The organism is Proteiniphilum acetatigenes DSM 18083 (assembly GCF_000380985.1).
GTDB classification, from domain to species: domain Bacteria; phylum Bacteroidota; class Bacteroidia; order Bacteroidales; family Dysgonomonadaceae; genus Proteiniphilum; species Proteiniphilum acetatigenes.
This window is the reverse complement of record NZ_KB905693.1, coordinates 131,301-148,001: the sequence shown is the minus strand read 5'-3', so window position 1 is coordinate 148,001 and position 16,701 is coordinate 131,301. Positions and strand designations below refer to the sequence as shown.

General features: G+C 45.8%; 9 protein-coding genes. All 9 read left to right on the top strand.

The features are described 5' to 3' along the window. Positions 1-7: 7 nt before the first annotated feature. The 9 genes from F597_RS0102685 to F597_RS20015 all read left to right on the top strand — a co-directional run bounded on the left by F597_RS0102685 (position 8) and on the right by F597_RS20015 (position 16,701). Entirely contained in the window at positions 8-940 is a 933-nt protein-coding gene (locus F597_RS0102685) for a dihydrodipicolinate synthase family protein (protein ID WP_019538167.1), read from the top strand. Between the two features lie 164 nt (positions 941-1,104). Then, positions 1,105-2,115, top strand: a complete 1,011-nt coding sequence (locus F597_RS0102680; protein ID WP_019538166.1) for a PKD domain-containing protein — start codon at positions 1,105-1,107, stop codon at positions 2,113-2,115. 44 nt (positions 2,116-2,159) lie between these two features. Continuing rightward, positions 2,160-5,573, top strand: a complete 3,414-nt coding sequence (locus tag F597_RS0102675) for a SusC/RagA family TonB-linked outer membrane protein (protein ID WP_019538165.1) — start codon at positions 2,160-2,162, stop codon at positions 5,571-5,573. Between the two features lie 13 nt (positions 5,574-5,586). Next, complete coding sequence (locus F597_RS0102670) at positions 5,587-7,254, top strand: SusD/RagB family nutrient-binding outer membrane lipoprotein (protein ID WP_019538164.1); 1,668 nt, start codon at positions 5,587-5,589, stop codon at positions 7,252-7,254. 265 nt (positions 7,255-7,519) lie between these two features. Next, positions 7,520-9,700: a ligand-binding sensor domain-containing protein gene (locus F597_RS0102665; RefSeq protein ID WP_019538163.1), complete on the top strand. Its 2,181-nt coding sequence runs from the start codon at positions 7,520-7,522 to the stop codon at positions 9,698-9,700. 72 nt (positions 9,701-9,772) lie between these two features. Next, positions 9,773-11,128 carry a PhoPQ-activated pathogenicity-related family protein gene (locus F597_RS0102660; RefSeq protein WP_019538162.1) on the top strand — a complete coding sequence of 452 codons (1,356 nt, stop codon included), beginning with the start codon at positions 9,773-9,775 and terminating at the stop codon, positions 11,126-11,128. A gap of 36 nt (positions 11,129-11,164) precedes the next feature. Then, a complete protein-coding gene (locus F597_RS0102655) occupies positions 11,165-12,082 on the top strand; it encodes a carbohydrate deacetylase (protein ID WP_019538161.1) in 918 nt (305 codons plus the stop codon). A 98-nt stretch (positions 12,083-12,180) separates the two neighbouring features. Continuing rightward, positions 12,181-15,447, top strand: a complete 3,267-nt coding sequence (locus F597_RS21875; RefSeq protein WP_019538160.1) for a metallophosphoesterase — start codon at positions 12,181-12,183, stop codon at positions 15,445-15,447. A 15-nt stretch (positions 15,448-15,462) separates the two neighbouring features. Beyond that, positions 15,463-16,701 (top strand): purple acid phosphatase family protein, encoded by a 1,239-nt coding sequence (locus tag F597_RS20015; protein WP_019538159.1) that lies wholly within the window; start codon positions 15,463-15,465, stop codon positions 16,699-16,701.

Sequence of the window (16,701 nt, the reverse complement as noted above, 5' to 3'; positions counted from 1 at the left end):
TAATCATATGCAATACAGGCAACTAAAACCACTTGAAGGGATCATTGTCCCTCTTGTAACACCATTGTCCGGAAATAACCGGATCGACATAGAAGGACTGAATAATTTGGTCGAACACGTGATAAGAGGTGGGGTACATGGTATTTTCATCCTGGGTACTACCGGAGAAGCCCAAAGTTTAAGTATGAGTCAGCGCGAAGAAATGATAAAAGAAACAAGCCGGATTCTGGGAAATCGGCTACCTCTTTTGGTCGGCATCTCCGATACGTCTCTTAGCGACAGCGTTGCTCTGGCTCAAAAGGCGTATGAAGCCGGCGCATACGCGGTTGTTGCAACGCCTCCTTATTATTTTGCTACCGCCCAGTCGGAGTTGATCGGGTATTTCGAGAATCTGATTTCCCTGTTGCCCCTTCCTTTGTTTTTGTACAATATGCCTGTTCATACAAAAGTAGCATTTGATCCTAAAACGATTAAGCAAATTGCTCAAAATGAAAAGGTGATTGGTTTTAAAGACAGTTCCGCCAACGGTACTTATCTACAGACCGTGATGTACATCATGAGAGAAAGACCTGAATTCATGATTTTTGTCGGTCCGGAAGAAATGACTGCCGAAATGGTACTGATGGGCGCCCACGGGGGGGTCAACGGAGGAGCCAATTTATTCCCGGAGTTGTATGTTGAACTGTATAATGCGGCCAAATCACACAATATTGAAAAAGTGAGAAGCCTGCAGCAAAAAGTGATGCAGATATCTACCGGCATTTACAGTAAAGGCAAGTACGGTTCCAGTTACCTGATAGGTCTCAAATGCGCATTGTCCGTCGCAGGAATTTGCGGTGATTTTCCGGCAATGCCTTTTACCCATTTTAACAAAGAACGCAGAAATGAAATAGAAAAAGAGATGGGGGAAATCAAAAAAGTGCTGGGTGTAGGCAATTAGTTACGGCTGTTTATACAAGTAACTTTTACTTAACATAGTGCCTCCTGAATTTAATCATATCGTAACATTATTAATATATTTTTATGTCATCATTTCAATTCATTTATTTAACAAAATTATAGTGAATATTATCCATGTTATTAATCCAAAAACGCAACAATTGTATGAGAAGAGTTGTCTATTATCTTTCCGTTTTTTTGTACCTGCTGGTTCTCCTTTTTCCGGCATGCTCAGATGACGGATCACAAACGGAATTTCCGCTTTCTGCAGTGATTTTTCACAGTATAGCCGGAAAACAGGTTGCTTTTACGGCGCTTACCCATAGTGCAGTAAACTGGGAATGGGATTTTGGAGACGGAAATGTCAGTACGGAAAAAGATCCTGTACATGTATATGAAGAAGGGGGTTATTATATTGCCACATTAACAGCAAAAGACAATGCCGGTAATTCGGTAACCACAGAGGTGAATTTAGCTGTTTCGCTCACCCCTTATGCCTTGCTGACCGGAAACCACACAGCCGAAGGGTACGATGGTAAAACATGGAAACTTACCATGTCGCATACTGTCAATGACAAGCTGGTGAACTCCGACGCGAATTTCTCATTGCTCGATGAAGATATTCCATCGTTGCCCTCGGGAGCTTTTAGTGTATATGTCGGACTGCCTGAAGCATATAATGATGAGTTCACTTTTTATTATGATGGTCGTTACAGGCAAAACACAACAGACGGCTCCTCTTTCGGGGGTATCGTCTATGCGATGAGATTGCAGCAGATGGGAGGTGCTCAGATCACCAAGACGGGTGGAGAAGCGGTGTTTGGTCAGGATGTTTTTGCGTTGACAACTTACACATCCGACGAGAACGCCACATTTGTATTGAATGAGAATGAAAATTTCATCATACCTACCATTCCTGATTTTGCGACAGGTACACAGCCTCCCGGTATTCCGGTTGTAACCTATCCGGGTGTGATGACACTCGATTTTCCCGATTCGGATGCATTTATCGGCATACGGGATTTTCACAGGAAAGTGATTGTGCAGGAGATAACGAGCAGCTCCATGCGGTTGGTGATGTTCCTGACATTGTCCCCTGATGCGATAGTCAGTCAAAATCCTTTGATTGCTTTAAGTACTTCTGCTGCAATACTTACATTCGAAGCAGTTAATTAAAACCGATTTAAACCAATGTGAAAATGGAAGCAAAAAAATTGCCAATGAATAAATTTCAGAACCGGTGTAAAGTGATGCTGTCTCTTGCTTTCCTCCTGTTATCTATAGGAACCGGTTTAGCAGAGACAACCGATACAAGACAAAATACTATCAGTGTTACCGGTACGGTTACATCAGCCTCCGATGGGATGCCGCTTATAGGGGTCAGTATCGTTGTAAAGGGAACAGCGGAAGGCACTGTTTCCGATGTGGAAGGAAATTATATAATAAATGTGCCGTCGAATGCAACCCTGGTTTTTTCCTATATAGGATACATAACACAGGAAATAGCTGTTGCAGGACGTGCGAATATCAGCATTGTCATGGAAGAGAGTACTGAAACGCTGAGTGAAGTAGTGGTTACAGCTCTTGGTATCGGCCGTGAAGAGAAATCACTCGGTTATTCGGTAGGGAAACTCGGATCTGAAGAACTTGCCAAAGTGGTTCACGAGAACGTACTTACTTCAATGGCAGGTAAAGTGACGGGGGTAACTATCAACTCAACCGGCGGTGCAGGATCTACAGTCAGTATGATCATTAGGGGAGCGACTTCCATGAGTACCGATAACCAGCCTTTGTTCGTGATCGACGGTGTGCCGATGACCAGCTCCGTAAATAATGTAGGCGGTTTTGGTAACGGCAATCTGGTCGACTACGGGAATGCGATTTCGGACATCGATCCGGAAAGTATTGAAAGTGTTTCCATCCTTAAAGGACCCAGTGCCGCAGCGCTCTATGGAACGCGTGCCGGTAACGGGGTGGTGCTTATCACTACAAAAAAGTCGGACCGGAAAGGCGGAATGAAAGTGGAAATAGTTTCAAACACCGTTTTCGATATTCCGTCAAAATACCTGGACGTGCAAAACCGTTTTGGATTTGGTGCCAGGAGCTATACCGATGCTACTTTTCCCAGTGGAATCATACCTCCTTTCAGTCCCTCGGAACAGGCCGGAGCTGGGCCCGAACTGAATAAAGGTTACTGGCAGGTTCAACCGTTTGCACCACTCGATGCCAATGGAGTTCCAATACCCACAGAATTGGTTTCCTATCCTGACAACTATAAGAACTTTATTAACGGCAGTGCAGTTACCACTACCAACAGCGTAGCTATTTCAAGCAGCAACGACAAGGTGAACTACAGGCTCGGCGTATCCAATATGACTAATAAAGGTTTGGTACCTAATTCGGATCTCAACAGAAATAACCTGACACTTGCCGCCGCATCGGAGGTAGTGGAAGGACTTACTGTAAGTACCGATATCAACTATACACAGAATTGGGCCGATAACAGGCCGGCTACCCAGGAAAGGGGCGCCAATCCTTTGCAATGGGCTGCATGGACACCCCCCAATGTGGATATCCGTAAGATGAAAGATTATGATCTTGGCGGAGGACAGGTACTCACCATAGGTGAAGGCTGGGAAAATCCGTACTTTCTTGCGTATGGCATCAATAACAGTTTCAAAAGGAACAGGCTTATAGGGAATGTTTCCGCTACCTGGGAGATAACCCCGCAATTGAGCATTATGGGAAGATATGCGCTGAACAGATCGGACGAAACAAGGGAAACGAAGATAGATCCGGGATATTCTCAGGAACCCAATAACGGAGCATACGGTATCGTTACCAGCGAAAGCACTGAAACCAATGCCGATGTGCTGGCTACCTATAAAAACCATTGGGATGACTTCTCTCTTACTGCCTCTGCCGGAGGTAACCTTCTCTATTCCCGCTGGGCGAATGTGAGTAATTCATCGAAACCGGGATCGGGATTGATTATCCCCTATTTGTATACGATCCAGAATATTGAAAACACTTCACTGAATTATTCCAATGCCCGTTACGAAAGAGCGATCAACAGCCTTTACGCAATGGCTAACCTGGGATGGAGAGACATGGTGTATCTCGACCTGACGGCGAGAAACGACTGGGCCAGCACACTTCCTGCGGAGAACAGATCCTATTTCTATCCCTCCGCCTCATTGAGCCTTCTGCTGAATAATATGATCGATATGGGAAGAAACGTAAATCTTTTCAAAATAAGAGGAGGTATTGCCCAGGTAGGGAATGATACTTCGCCTTACAGCCTTTATGCGACCTATTATGATGCGGGACAATGGGGTGATGCGATCCGTCTCGGAAAACCCGGGGATCTTTTAAATCCCATCCTGCTTCCCGAAGAGTCGAAATCCTATGAAGTGGGGATGGATATAAAAATGTTCAATAACAGGTTACGGTTCGAGGGAACCTGGTACCAGGCAGACAATCGCAATCAGATCCTGAGCGTACCGTTGGCCGGATCGGCCGGATTCAACAGTATAAAGATCAATGCCGGCTTACTGCAAAGCAAGGGCGTGGAATTGATGCTTGGCTTTACACCCATTGAAACCAAAGACTGGACCTGGGATTTGAATGTGAATTTCACTAAAAATAAGACCTGGTTACTGGAACTGTCTGAGGGAACCGATTTTGTCCAGTTCTGGGATGAGGCAAGGGTAAGAAATATTGCTTATGCAAAAGATGAATCCCTGGGCAGGGACGGGTTGATAGGAAATCTTTACACCCGGAAAATACTGAGAGTAACCGATGAAAACTCCCCCTATTTCGGATATCCCTTACTACCGGAAAACGATGAAGATGCCGAATGGCAGTCAGAGGACGAATACTCTAAGGTGGGTAACTATAACCCCAATTTTATCATGGGGCTTCAAACCTCAATTACCTATAAGAATTTTACGTTGAGTATGACGTTCGACTGGAGATCAGGAGGACAGTATGTGTCGCAAACCTGGCGGTACCTCACTGAAGGTGTTGTTTCAAACACATGGCTCAACCAGTTGGTTACGCCGCCCGAAGGACTGGGTGGTGGCCCGAGTCAGGCGCTTCGTGACTGGGTGGTAGCCAATGCCGATAAATTGATTTATACCGATAATCCAAGACCTGTCGGTGGCCCTACTCCTGATTTCGGAGGATATTATAACGATTTCTATACCGGTATAGGAGCATACGACGGGACTTTTGCTCCGGGTGTATACGGCCGGTATGACGATGAGGGTAATTTTATTCTTATCAAGGAAAATCTTGGCAATGAAGGTACTGAATTCAGGCCGTATGTAATGAGCTATCCGTGGGATATCGGGGAAGCGAACCTGTTCGATGCGGACTATATAAAATTAAGGGAGATCTCACTGAACTACAGGGTTCCCGATAAGGCCGCACAAAAACTGAGGATGAGAGACCTGAACGTTTCAGTATACAGCAGGAACATCATGCTTTGGGCGAAAAGCGCCGGGATGGGAATAGATCCGGAAAGAGCTTATCAATCGGGTAGTAACGGAGGTTTTAAACAAGGTGTCGAACGTTTTAACGCCGAGCCCTGGGTTGTTCCGGTCGGGTTTAAATTAAGTTTTACTTTTTAATCGAAATAAGGTCATGCATAAGTTAAAAAACAGTTTTATCATAATTGTAACGCTGGTACTCGGATTTGTGGTTTCATGCAAGGATCTGGATGAACTGAATATCAATCCGAACGGTGTTGATCCGGCAATTGCGGATGTAAACTTCCTGTTGCCTACGGTTCAGACGAATGTAGGACAAACCGTTTACAATATCGGTTTCGGTACCTTTTCAGGAATTATGCAGCATACACAGCAAACCGGCTGGTTTGGCGGTTATAATAATTACGATTGGAATACCCTTTCGCATAGCTGGAACGGATATTACAGCATTTTGATGAACAACGATGAGTATTTCAAAAAGGCTGTTGAGCATAATTACGAGTTTCACGAGGGAGTCGCCCGGATCATGAGGGCATATGTTTTCGGCCTGATTACCGATATATGGGGCGACGCACCTTATAAAGACGCGTTGAAGGCCGAACAGGGATCAGACCATTTTATGCCGGCTTTTGATCCGCAACAGGAGATTTACCATGGTATCCTTGCCGATCTGGATACTGCCAATACGCTCTTGTCGAAAAGTGCGAATGAATATCGCAATATTGTAGCCAAACAAGATGTGGTTTATAACGGTGATGTATCCAAATGGCAAAAATTTGCGAATTCACTGGCCTTACGGTACTATATGAGGCTACAGGCTAAAGAACCCGCCTTTGCGGAAGAGGGAATCAAGAGAATTGCCGGAGATCCTGCCAGATACCCGTTGATCACGGTCGCGGGTGACGATGCGAACATCAGCTTCCCCGGAACGTCGAACAGTGTTTCCAACCCGTTAAATACCGTTTACGATGTAGATCCGGCCGGAGCCTATATGAGGGTGAAAATGGGGAAAACATTGGTGGATGTAATGAGGGAATACGATGACCCCCGTCTGGAAGTATGGGCCGATAGGATTCAGATCCCACTGGTTTTGGTTTCGGGAACAGGCATAGACCGTATTGTGGAAATTGATGATGAACATAAAATTCGGGAAGTATCGCAGGATGTAGTGACTAAATTTGAAGAAAATGGAATGAAGGTGGATTTTGATCCCGAATATGCGGGAGTAACCATTTCCCATCCGTTGGTACAGATCTTTAATATGAATAACGACAATGCTTCCCAGGGAACAGTGAATCCGTACGCCTCCCATCTGAACAACCGTTATACAAAGACAACCGATCCCCTTGTGCTAATGAGATTGATCTCTGCCGCAGAAACCAATCTGCTCCTCGCAGAAGCAGCATTCAGGGGATGGATCGCCGGCGATCCGGCCGGATATTATACCGACGGTGTGAGGGAGTCGTTCCGAGCCTGGGGAGTGGAAGGTGAATTTGAAGATTATATTGAGAATGCACCTTATGACGGGCTGGAAAGTATTATCCAACAAAAGTGGATTGCCCATTGGACTACGGCACATGAAGCCTGGTTCGACTGGCGCAGGACCGGCTTGCCGGCATTGGAGACAGGTCCGGCCGCACTACGTACCGTATTGCCCATCCGCTGGTATTATCACACCACTGATGAGATTGAAAAGAACAGGGCGAATGCCGAAGCGGCTATCGAAAGGCTGGAAGCAACCCCATATCAGGGTACAGACCAATCCAAGAACAGCGCCTGGTCGAAGATGTGGCTTCTTCAGGGAACAGGAAAACCGTGGTGATTAAAAAGAATAAAGAGTAAAGAATAAGGAATAAAGACACTAGATTTTTAGAACAAAGAATCAAGAGCCAACACTTTGGATTTAAGATGTAGGATTTATGATTTTAGAGGTAAGATGTGAGACTTAGGATGTAGGATTTGACTATGTCGATTTTCAATCGAGATATGGGATTTGGGAATTGAAAACTTTTCGTTCCCAATCCCTCACTCTTCATTCTTCATTTTCACTTTTACTTCTTAGTTTTAGTTTTCAAACTTGTAATTATATGAATTTAAGCCAGATAGGCATCTTCTTGTGCCTTTTGTTTATAAAACCTGTTTTTGCGGGAACGGCCGATCTGCCGGTGAAGGACGAACCTTACACCGCTCCGGTATCGGTCAGGTATACATTATCTCCGAAATGGAAAGATGTCCGCTTCACGAAAGTAGTCGCGGACGGGGATAACAGTATTTTCATACTGACCGATGCCGGCCTGTTCCGCGATTTCCCGGGAGAGATCATTTCAAAGGATCTCCGGTATGCTTCCCTGTCCGATAAATATCCTGTGGATATTTGTATTCAGGAAGGAACGGATTATCTCTACTATCTGTATTCCGACCGATTCCTTACCAATAAACATGCCGGAACAATATGCGGCCTGCTGCCTGAAAACAGATACAGACATATTGCGGTAAATGCCAATGACGACGTATTGCTGACAGGAGAGCATGGAGGTGTATTGTATAACCGGAATACAAAAGTCAGAGATCTGGACGTTCCCCCTGAAGAATTGATCAGATTGTATGTATCGGATCATCAGTTCTGGTATTTATCATCTACGGGTATCTATTTACTCAAAGATGACAAATGGATTAAAATCCATGCCGGCAGCAATCTGACAGCAATGGCATTCAAGGGAGATAGCATAGCAGTGGGAACAACGGATGGCTATTATGTGATTGACCGGGATGGAAAAATCGCTGAACCTCACAATAATAGGCTTCCTGTTCCCGTTATTAACCATATGTTGACCGTGGATGGTAAGTATTGGTTCGCAACAGATCAGGGCGCTTTTGTAAGGCAACCGGAACGGTTCGACTATTATGCCTCTGAACGCTGGCTCGATCAGGACAAGGTCATAGATATGGCTGCGGATAACGACGGGAACCTTTACTTTTTGACCCCGACCGGTTTGAATAAGGTGCAGTTTGTACAGGAAACACTGGCTGAAAAAGCGGAGTTTATGCAGGACAACCTGCGCAAGTATCATCTCCGTTATGGTTTTTCAGCCGCTTCCCGGTTAGTCGATCCGGACGATCCCACCACCCTGCGCCTCGATGATGATGATAATGACGGCCTGTGGACTTCATTCTATCTGGGAAGTCAGGCATTCCGTTATGCTGTAACCAAAGAGGAGAAGGCCAGGGAATATGTGTGGGAGTCGTTTGAAGCCTATGAAAGGCTGCTGACCATCCATCCCATAGAGGGATTTTCAGCAAGAACATTCGAGCGTACGGGATATATTGCCGGAGACACAGTCCCCTGGAGACCTGCACCCGATAAGAACTGGTGGTGGAAGGGAACGACCAGCACCGATGAATTCGTCGGTTATCTGTTCGTTACTTCCGTAATAGACCAGTATGTGGCGCAAACGCCGGAAGAAAAAAAACGGGTAGCAGATTATTTCGATGCTATCATGACTCATATCATCACCAATGATTATTATTTTATAGATTATGATGGTAAGCCGACACTCTGGGGAAGATGGAATCCCGAATATGTGAACTCTTTTGCTACCACGCAGTTCGACCGCAGGCTGAACAGTACATTGACCGTTACGGGATTGCAACTGGCATATAAGCTGACAGGGAAAGAGATCTATAAGACAGAAGCGTTTAGGATGATGGAAGAACACGGATATCTCGATAATATGAAAATCCCTGTGGGCAATATCCGGTTTACTTCCGGGTTTCAACACCAGGGAATAACCATGGGTGAGGACTGGAATCATTCTGATGATGAAATGGCATTTCTCACCTATTGGGTGTTATATCATTATGCTTTCAATGATACGTTAAAGCAGGAATATGCAGCAATGATACGGGATCACTGGGAAATTGAAAAACCAGAACGCAATGCGCTCTGGAATCTCCTGACCTATGGGACATCAGGAGATATCGATTTGGAATCTACCCTCTGGTATTTACAAGGCTTTCCCAAAGATCGTAACCGTTATGTGGTAAAAAACTCACACCGGAAAGATTTGGAATTTCTGCCGAAAGATATCCACACCAATTTCCGGGAGCAGACAACTACCGAACTTATTCCTAAAAGAGAGCGGCCTATGAACAGGCATAATAATAACGAATTCATTATTGACGGGGGTCGGGGAACACACCAGCAACTTACCGGCGATGAATTTCTGTTGCCCTACTGGATGGCGCGTTACCTTGATGTAATTAGATGATTTGCTGATTTACTGATGTGAAGATTAAATGGTGTATGATTCATTATAAAACTAAAAAATAAAATTGAACGTATGAAGAGATTACTGTTTATTTTAACTGTCTATTGTTGCGTTATTGTTGGATGTGCACAACAAGCTATTACACCTGAAACGGCGCTGAATGCCTATGTCCACAATGATGATCGTACATGGGGATGGGAAGTCCGCAATACATATGAGATGGATGAGACAAAGGTCTATTCCTTGCTGTTTATTTCTCAGAAATGGCATGGAATCCTTTGGAAACATGAACTTATTATCTTTGTTCCGGAGTCCTTAAAACAGGATGGGGCGCTGTTATTTGTAGACGGAGGCTCGATAAACGAGGGTATTCCGAGATTTGCGAAGGAGGATGATGGCTTTTTATTGTTCTTATCTGCCCTGGCTAACCGCAATAATGCCCTTGTGTGTGTATTAAAGCAAGTGCCTAATCAGCCTCTGTATGGCGGTTTGAAAGAAGATGCATTGATCTCCTATACGCTCAATGAGTTCAGGAAAGACAAAGATTACTCCTGGCCATTGTTGTTTCCGATGACGAAAACTGCTTATAAAGCCATGGATGCGGTGCAGGAATTTGCCACACAAGAGTTGGACCGGCAGGTAAACCGTTTCCTTGTTTCGGGAGGGTCGAAGCGGGGATGGACCAGCTGGCTTACCGGGGCACTGCAGGATCCGCGTGTGGAAGCCATCGCTCCCATGGTGATTGATATGCTGAATATGCCCGCCACCCTGGATTATCAGAAACAACTCTACGGAGAATACAGCGAGGAGATCCAGGATTACGTGAATCTGGAGATACCACAGGCAATCCATAGCGAATTTGGAAGCGCTGTCGTAAAAATGATAGATCCTTATTCCTACCGTGAAAAACTAACCATACCCAAGATGATTATTATGGGAACAAACGATCCCTATTGGACCGTCGATGCGGTGAAACATTATATCAATGATATCCCCGGGCATAACCTGTTGCATTATGTTCCCAATGCAGGCCATGGTTTGGGGGATAAAGTACAGGCTTTCGGGGCGCTCAGTTCATTTTTCGCGCATATGTTATATAAGGCGGATTATCCTGTCTGCGAGTGGAATCTGGAGGAAAAGCGTAGAAATATCGACCTGAAAGTGAAAACCTCTCCGGACAATCTGGTGGGTGCCAGACTGTGGACATCCGCTTCAGACAGCCGGGATTTCCGTAAGGCCACATGGACTAAAAGTGATATACAGCTCAACCCCAGCAACAAATCTGCGGTCGACGTAAGGATTAATTATCCGAAAAAAGGATTTCAGGCTTTTTATGTGGATCTGGTTTATAAAGATCCCCATGGTGATGAGTACACAGTCAGTACCCGGACATATGTCTCGGATAATAAAAAGGTATTTGTAGAGTAATCGTGGAAGTTTAATTAACTTAATAAATCAAACGAGATGAGAGGAATTCTGATACTGAGTGTATTATTTTTTGTAGGAACCCTGTCCGCCCAGACGTTGGCCGAACGTTTGGGATATAAAAATACGGATAAACTACTGATTATCAATAATGACGATGCCGGTATGTGCCATGCTGCCAATACCGCTACCGTTGAAGGGATGGAGAATGGGCTTATCAGTTCGGCTACAATCATGATGCCCTGTTCCTGGTCGAATGAGATCGTCAATTATGCGAAAGAGAATCCGGATAAAGGATTTGGCGTGCATCTCACATTGACATCGGAATGGAAAAACTATAGGTGGGGCACGGTAGCTCCGCGCAATGAAGTCCCGGGGTTGTATGATGAACAGGGCTATATGTGGAAAGGAGTAATGGAGGTATATAAAGCGTCCAATACCGAAGAAGCATTGATTGAAGGCAGGGCGCAGATCCGCAAGGCGCTGGATGCCGGAGTACCGGTGACTCATATCGATTCCCATATGGGAACCTATCAGTATTCACCGGACTATATGTTGATATATTTGCAACTTGCCGAAGAATTTGACCTGCCTGTGCGTATGCCGTCGCAATCCACACTGGACAATATGGGGGCGCCTCCTTTCAGGGATATTTGTAAGGAGAAAGGAATTATTCATCCCGATTATTTTATTCATGAAGAGCTGCAAAACTACAAAACAGAAAATCTGGAGGAGTTCTGGACAGCGTATATTAAGAATATACAGCCCGGAGTGACGGAAATATACATCCATGCAGCGACAGAGGGAGACGAGATACGGGCAGTCACCGGTTCTGCTCCCAAACGCATAAAGGAATTGGAATTTTTTACCAGTGACAGGTTCAGGCAATTGATTGAAGAGGAAGGTATTATCGTTATCAGTTACCGTCCCTTGTTTGAATTGCAGAGAAAAAAGTAAAAAGATGATAATCCTGTTTACTCAACTTTCGCATGTGAATTGGATATGGATGATTTAGTTGCAATAATACGACTTTCGAAACGTGAATTAGTTATAAAATGAAAATAATAAAGATCATAGGAATCTCACTGCTGGTTGTACTTATCCTGGTCTGTATTTACGGCTACAGCAATATGCGCGACCGTCATCCGGGATATAGTGTAGACCTGAAAATCGAAAGCAGGGAACCCCGGATCATGCGTGCCGGATTTGCTGCGGTTACGATCACGCCTGAGTATATGGAACCGTGGAACGATGTGGATAACAATGCACGTTACGAGCCGGAGAAAGGAGATACCTATGAAGACCTGAACGGAAATGGAAAGTTCGATACCTACTGGATTGCCGGCTTTGGAAACAGAGTCGCTGCCCAAGGTGTCCATGACGATCTGTGGGCGCGTACAATGGTGCTGGATGACGGCAATACCCGCCTTGCAGTGGTGGCAGTGGATGTGATTGGTATGTTTCACCCGATGGTAGTCGATATCCGGAAAATGCTGCCGGAAGAAGCAGGCATCACCTATCTGGTGATTACATCCACCCACACCCATGAAGCCCCGGACCTGCTGGGTCTGTGGGGTGAATCACCCTTAAAGAGCGGCGTCAACAAGGAGTGGAAAGAGTATATCAAGAAAAGGGTGGTTCAATCTGTTGTGGAGGCTGTGGAAGCATTGCGCCCTGCCTATTTCCGCTTCTCGCAAAACCTGACGGAGGGGATGGTAACCTTAAAAGACACACGTGAACCTTATGTCTTTGACGCGGGCCTCAGAATGATGCAGGTCACCGATGCCGAGACCTTACAGACGCTTGGTACACTGATACAATGGGCCAATCATCCCGAAACATTGTGGAGTAAAAACCTGTATATCTCCTCCGATTTTCCCCACTACCTGAGGGAAGCGGTCGAAAAAGGAGTCTATTACGGAGACAGCCTCGCCAGAAAGGGAGTCGGCGGCGTTGCCCTCTATGTGAACGGGGCAGTAGGCGGATTAATGACTACCCATGCCAGCATGGAGGTCCATGATCCGTTCCGCGATACGGTGTATGTAGAGCCGTCGTTCGATAAGATACGTGCCCAGGGAGATACCCTTGGATTAATCATACTCCGTACGATGGAGGAAAAGGCTGTTGAAGTGAGAGAAGCAGGCATCAATCTACGTGCAAAGACATTTGAACTTCCTCTGAAGAACAAACTGTTCCGCCTTGCTGCCGCTATCGGGCTCATGGATGCAGATATGACCGGATGGATGAAAAAGCGTACCGAAGCTGCTGTATGGAGTATCGGGCCGGCCGGTTTTATCACTTTCCCGGGAGAGCTCTATCCTGAGATATTGAATGGAGGGGTAGTGGCCTTACCCGGCCGGGACTTTCCGGTCGATTCCCGGGAAACGCCGCCTCTGCGCGATCTGATGCAGGGAGAGTTCCGTTTTGGCATCGGTCTTGCCAATGATGAGATCGGCTATATAATCCCCAAAAGCCAGTGGGATGTGAAGAAGCCGTATGTATACCGGGACAAGCCTTATTACGGTGAACAGAATTCTCTTGGCCCGGAGACCGCACCGCTTTTGTATAAAGAGTTGCACCAACTGTTGGAGGAGTTACCCGCTACCCTCCCACTCTCTTCTAAAACGGAACAGATCAGGGATGCAGTGTTGGAACGGGTCATTTCTGAAGTACCGGCAGAGAAGTTGAATGAGGTGAACAATCAGCAACTGCTGGGGAGGATCAGTGAAGAAGAAAAAGAGATCTTTGCCAATGAACATTGGCGTTTCACGGTCGATGCTCCTGCCCTGGTATCCGTGATGCGCCATAAAGGGCAGGAAATCGTTCCTTTCTGGTTAGAAGAAAAGGGATTCCGGAAGACAGGTATGTCGGTATCCAACGAAAATTACGAATATGAAGTATGGCAAAAGGAGTTCCCTGTCGGTGAGATCAGTCTCGGGATCAACGGATTCGATCTGCACCGGGTGGTTTATTTTGTTACGATCGGCCCGGTTGCCGGAAATAAGATGCCGAAAATATTGCATCATTCCCCGGACAGATGGAAAGTGATCCGGATGGAGAAAGGGGCTTATACCTACAACGACTGGGATGAATTGGTTATTGAACAACTGCCGGAAGAACTCGAAGGGCATGTGCTGTTCACCACTATTCGCGGCCGTGCACGCGAAGCCGCTGTATTGAATTCTTTCCGGGAAACTGCTTATCCTGCCTCTCCCGATGCAGATCAGATTATACTGACCTGGTGTGATGACCCGGCTACCACACAGGCGATTCAATGGAGAACCGATACTTCTGTAGCTAAAATGACACTCAGGTATTGGAGTGAGAATAACAATAAAGGAGAATTTTCAGAGGCATTGGCTTCACAACAGCTGCTTAGCGATAAATATATCCATAACAACCCCGATGTAAAGCACTGGGAAGTAAATATCACGGGACTTCAACCTGATACTGAATATAGTTATCTGATATATAATGCGGATAACCGGAAAGAAAGTCCGGTCTGTTCTTTTCGTACAGCTCCACAGGGAAAATCACCTTTCAGCTTTATCTATCTGGGCGATACCCATAACGATGATATTGTGGAGCCGGTATTGAAACAGGCTGTGAAAGAAGCGCCGGATGCTGCATTCCTGGTACATTCGGGAGACCATGTAAACACCGGGCTGTTCAGAGACCTGTGGGATAAATATTTACATTCCGGTAGGGATATCTTTCCCGGATTGGCATTTGTCCCCACTTTGGGTAATCACGACAGTCAGGACGGCTTGCCCCCTACCCTCTACACACAACTGTTCATGCTGCCTCAGGATACAGCATGCGGTCTGTCTCCCGAACGGAATTATGCTTTTTCTTACGGAGATGCACGTTTTTATATGATCGATGCTACGGGCGATATAGAAAAGATTGCCTGCTGGCTGGAAGAAGAGCTCAGGCAAACCAAAGAGAAATGGAAAATAGCCGTCACCCATTTTCCTCCTTATGCGACGGATAGCTCTTATCCGGAAATACGCAGATCATGGTGTTCGCTGTTCGATAAGTATCATGTCGATCTGGTGCTGTCCGGGCATGTACATCAATATTTCCGCTCCTATCCGATTAATAATGAGCAGGTAGTAACCGATTCAGGAAAGGGGACCCTCTATGTCTCTTCGGTAACGGTTGAGCCCCGTAAACCTGAACCGGCATCTGAAAAGTACAATGAAGTTTATGCCAATAAGGGGGGATTGTTCCAGATTATCCGTATCGATAACAATACCCTCGATTTTATATCCAAAGGTATTGACGGTGTGATAACAGATCAGTTTCAGTTAAAGAAATAATCAAACATTAAAGAAATGCGCCACAAGAAATATTATTCAGCATTATTTACTATCTCTGTCAAAGTATTCTTTTGCTTTGTTGTACTTTCTTTTATTGCAGCTTCTCCTTATCCGGACAGAGTTGTACTGACCTGGGCCGGAGATCCTTCCGATTCGCAGGCTGTTACCTGGCGAACCGACCGGTCTGTGCAACGTGCGCTGGCACAAATTGCCGTTGCGGAAGAGAATGGACATGATATCAGACCTACAGAGGTAGAGGCGGCAACAACCCCGTTTAGCAGTGAATTGGGTGGAGAGGTCTGTTACCATAGTGTGAACTTTAACGGGTTGCTTCCCGGAACCACCTATGCATACCGGGTAGGAGACGGAGAAGTATGGACGGAATGGTTTCATTTCAGGACTGCTTCCCGCAAGCCGGAACCTTTTTCTTTTATTTACTTCGGAGATGCGCAGGCAGATATTAAAACTTATTGGTCCCGTATCTTTCATCAGGCCTTTCGACATGCTCCCGATGCGGCATTCACGCTTCATGCCGGAGATCTGATTAACAGGGCCGAAAATGATGAACAATGGGGTGAATGGTTCAATGCTCCGGGGTGGGTGAATGCTTCTGTTCCGGTAATTGCCACTCCCGGAAATCATGAATATTCTCGTGATCGCTACGCCGAATCCGGTTCTCCAGGTTTAAGCAGCTTCTGGCAGCCTCAGTTCGCTTTTCCGCAAAATGGACCGGAAGGAGTGAAAGAGAGTTGTTATTATATCGATTACCAGGGAGTGCGGATCATCTCACTCAATTCGAATGAGAAACAAGAAGAGCAGGAGCAATGGTTACGGGATCTGCTTTCCCATAATACACAGAAATGGACAATCATTACCTTTCACCATCCAATATTTTCTCCAAAAGCAGGTCGGGATAATGAGGAATTACGCGACTTGTGGAAACCTTTGTTCGACGAATTTAAAGTCGACCTGGTCTTAACGGGACACGACCATACCTATGCACGCACTCATTCCGAAGGGACGGCATATATTGTTTCTGTCAGCGGACCGAAGTTTTACCAACTCGACAAGCAGGAATGGATGCACCGGTCGGCCGAGAAGCTACAGCTATACCAGATTATCCGCATAGATTCCGGCGAATTGGTATATGAAGCCTATACTGCTACAGGTAGGTTATACGACAAGTTTACACTCGAAAAGCAGGAGGGCGGGAAAAATCTTCTGATGGAGGAGATATCCGATGCAACTATGTAA

What these genes read in the sequence shown, in the direction of transcription:
- F597_RS0102685 (WP_019538167.1), top strand. Translation starts at nt 8, where the DNA reads ATGCAATACAGGCAACTAAAACCACTTGAAGGGATCATTGTCCCTCTT.
- F597_RS0102680 (WP_019538166.1), top strand. Translation starts at nt 1,105, where the DNA reads ATGAGAAGAGTTGTCTATTATCTTTCCGTTTTTTTGTACCTGCTGGTT.
- F597_RS0102675 (WP_019538165.1), top strand. Translation starts at nt 2,160, where the DNA reads ATGAATAAATTTCAGAACCGGTGTAAAGTGATGCTGTCTCTTGCTTTC.
- F597_RS0102670 (WP_019538164.1), top strand. Translation starts at nt 5,587, where the DNA reads ATGCATAAGTTAAAAAACAGTTTTATCATAATTGTAACGCTGGTACTC.
- F597_RS0102665 (WP_019538163.1), top strand. Translation starts at nt 7,520, where the DNA reads ATGAATTTAAGCCAGATAGGCATCTTCTTGTGCCTTTTGTTTATAAAA.
- F597_RS0102660 (WP_019538162.1), top strand. Translation starts at nt 9,773, where the DNA reads ATGAAGAGATTACTGTTTATTTTAACTGTCTATTGTTGCGTTATTGTT.
- F597_RS0102655 (WP_019538161.1), top strand. Translation starts at nt 11,165, where the DNA reads ATGAGAGGAATTCTGATACTGAGTGTATTATTTTTTGTAGGAACCCTG.
- F597_RS21875 (WP_019538160.1), top strand. Translation starts at nt 12,181, where the DNA reads ATGAAAATAATAAAGATCATAGGAATCTCACTGCTGGTTGTACTTATC.
- F597_RS20015 (WP_019538159.1), top strand. Translation starts at nt 15,463, where the DNA reads ATGCGCCACAAGAAATATTATTCAGCATTATTTACTATCTCTGTCAAA.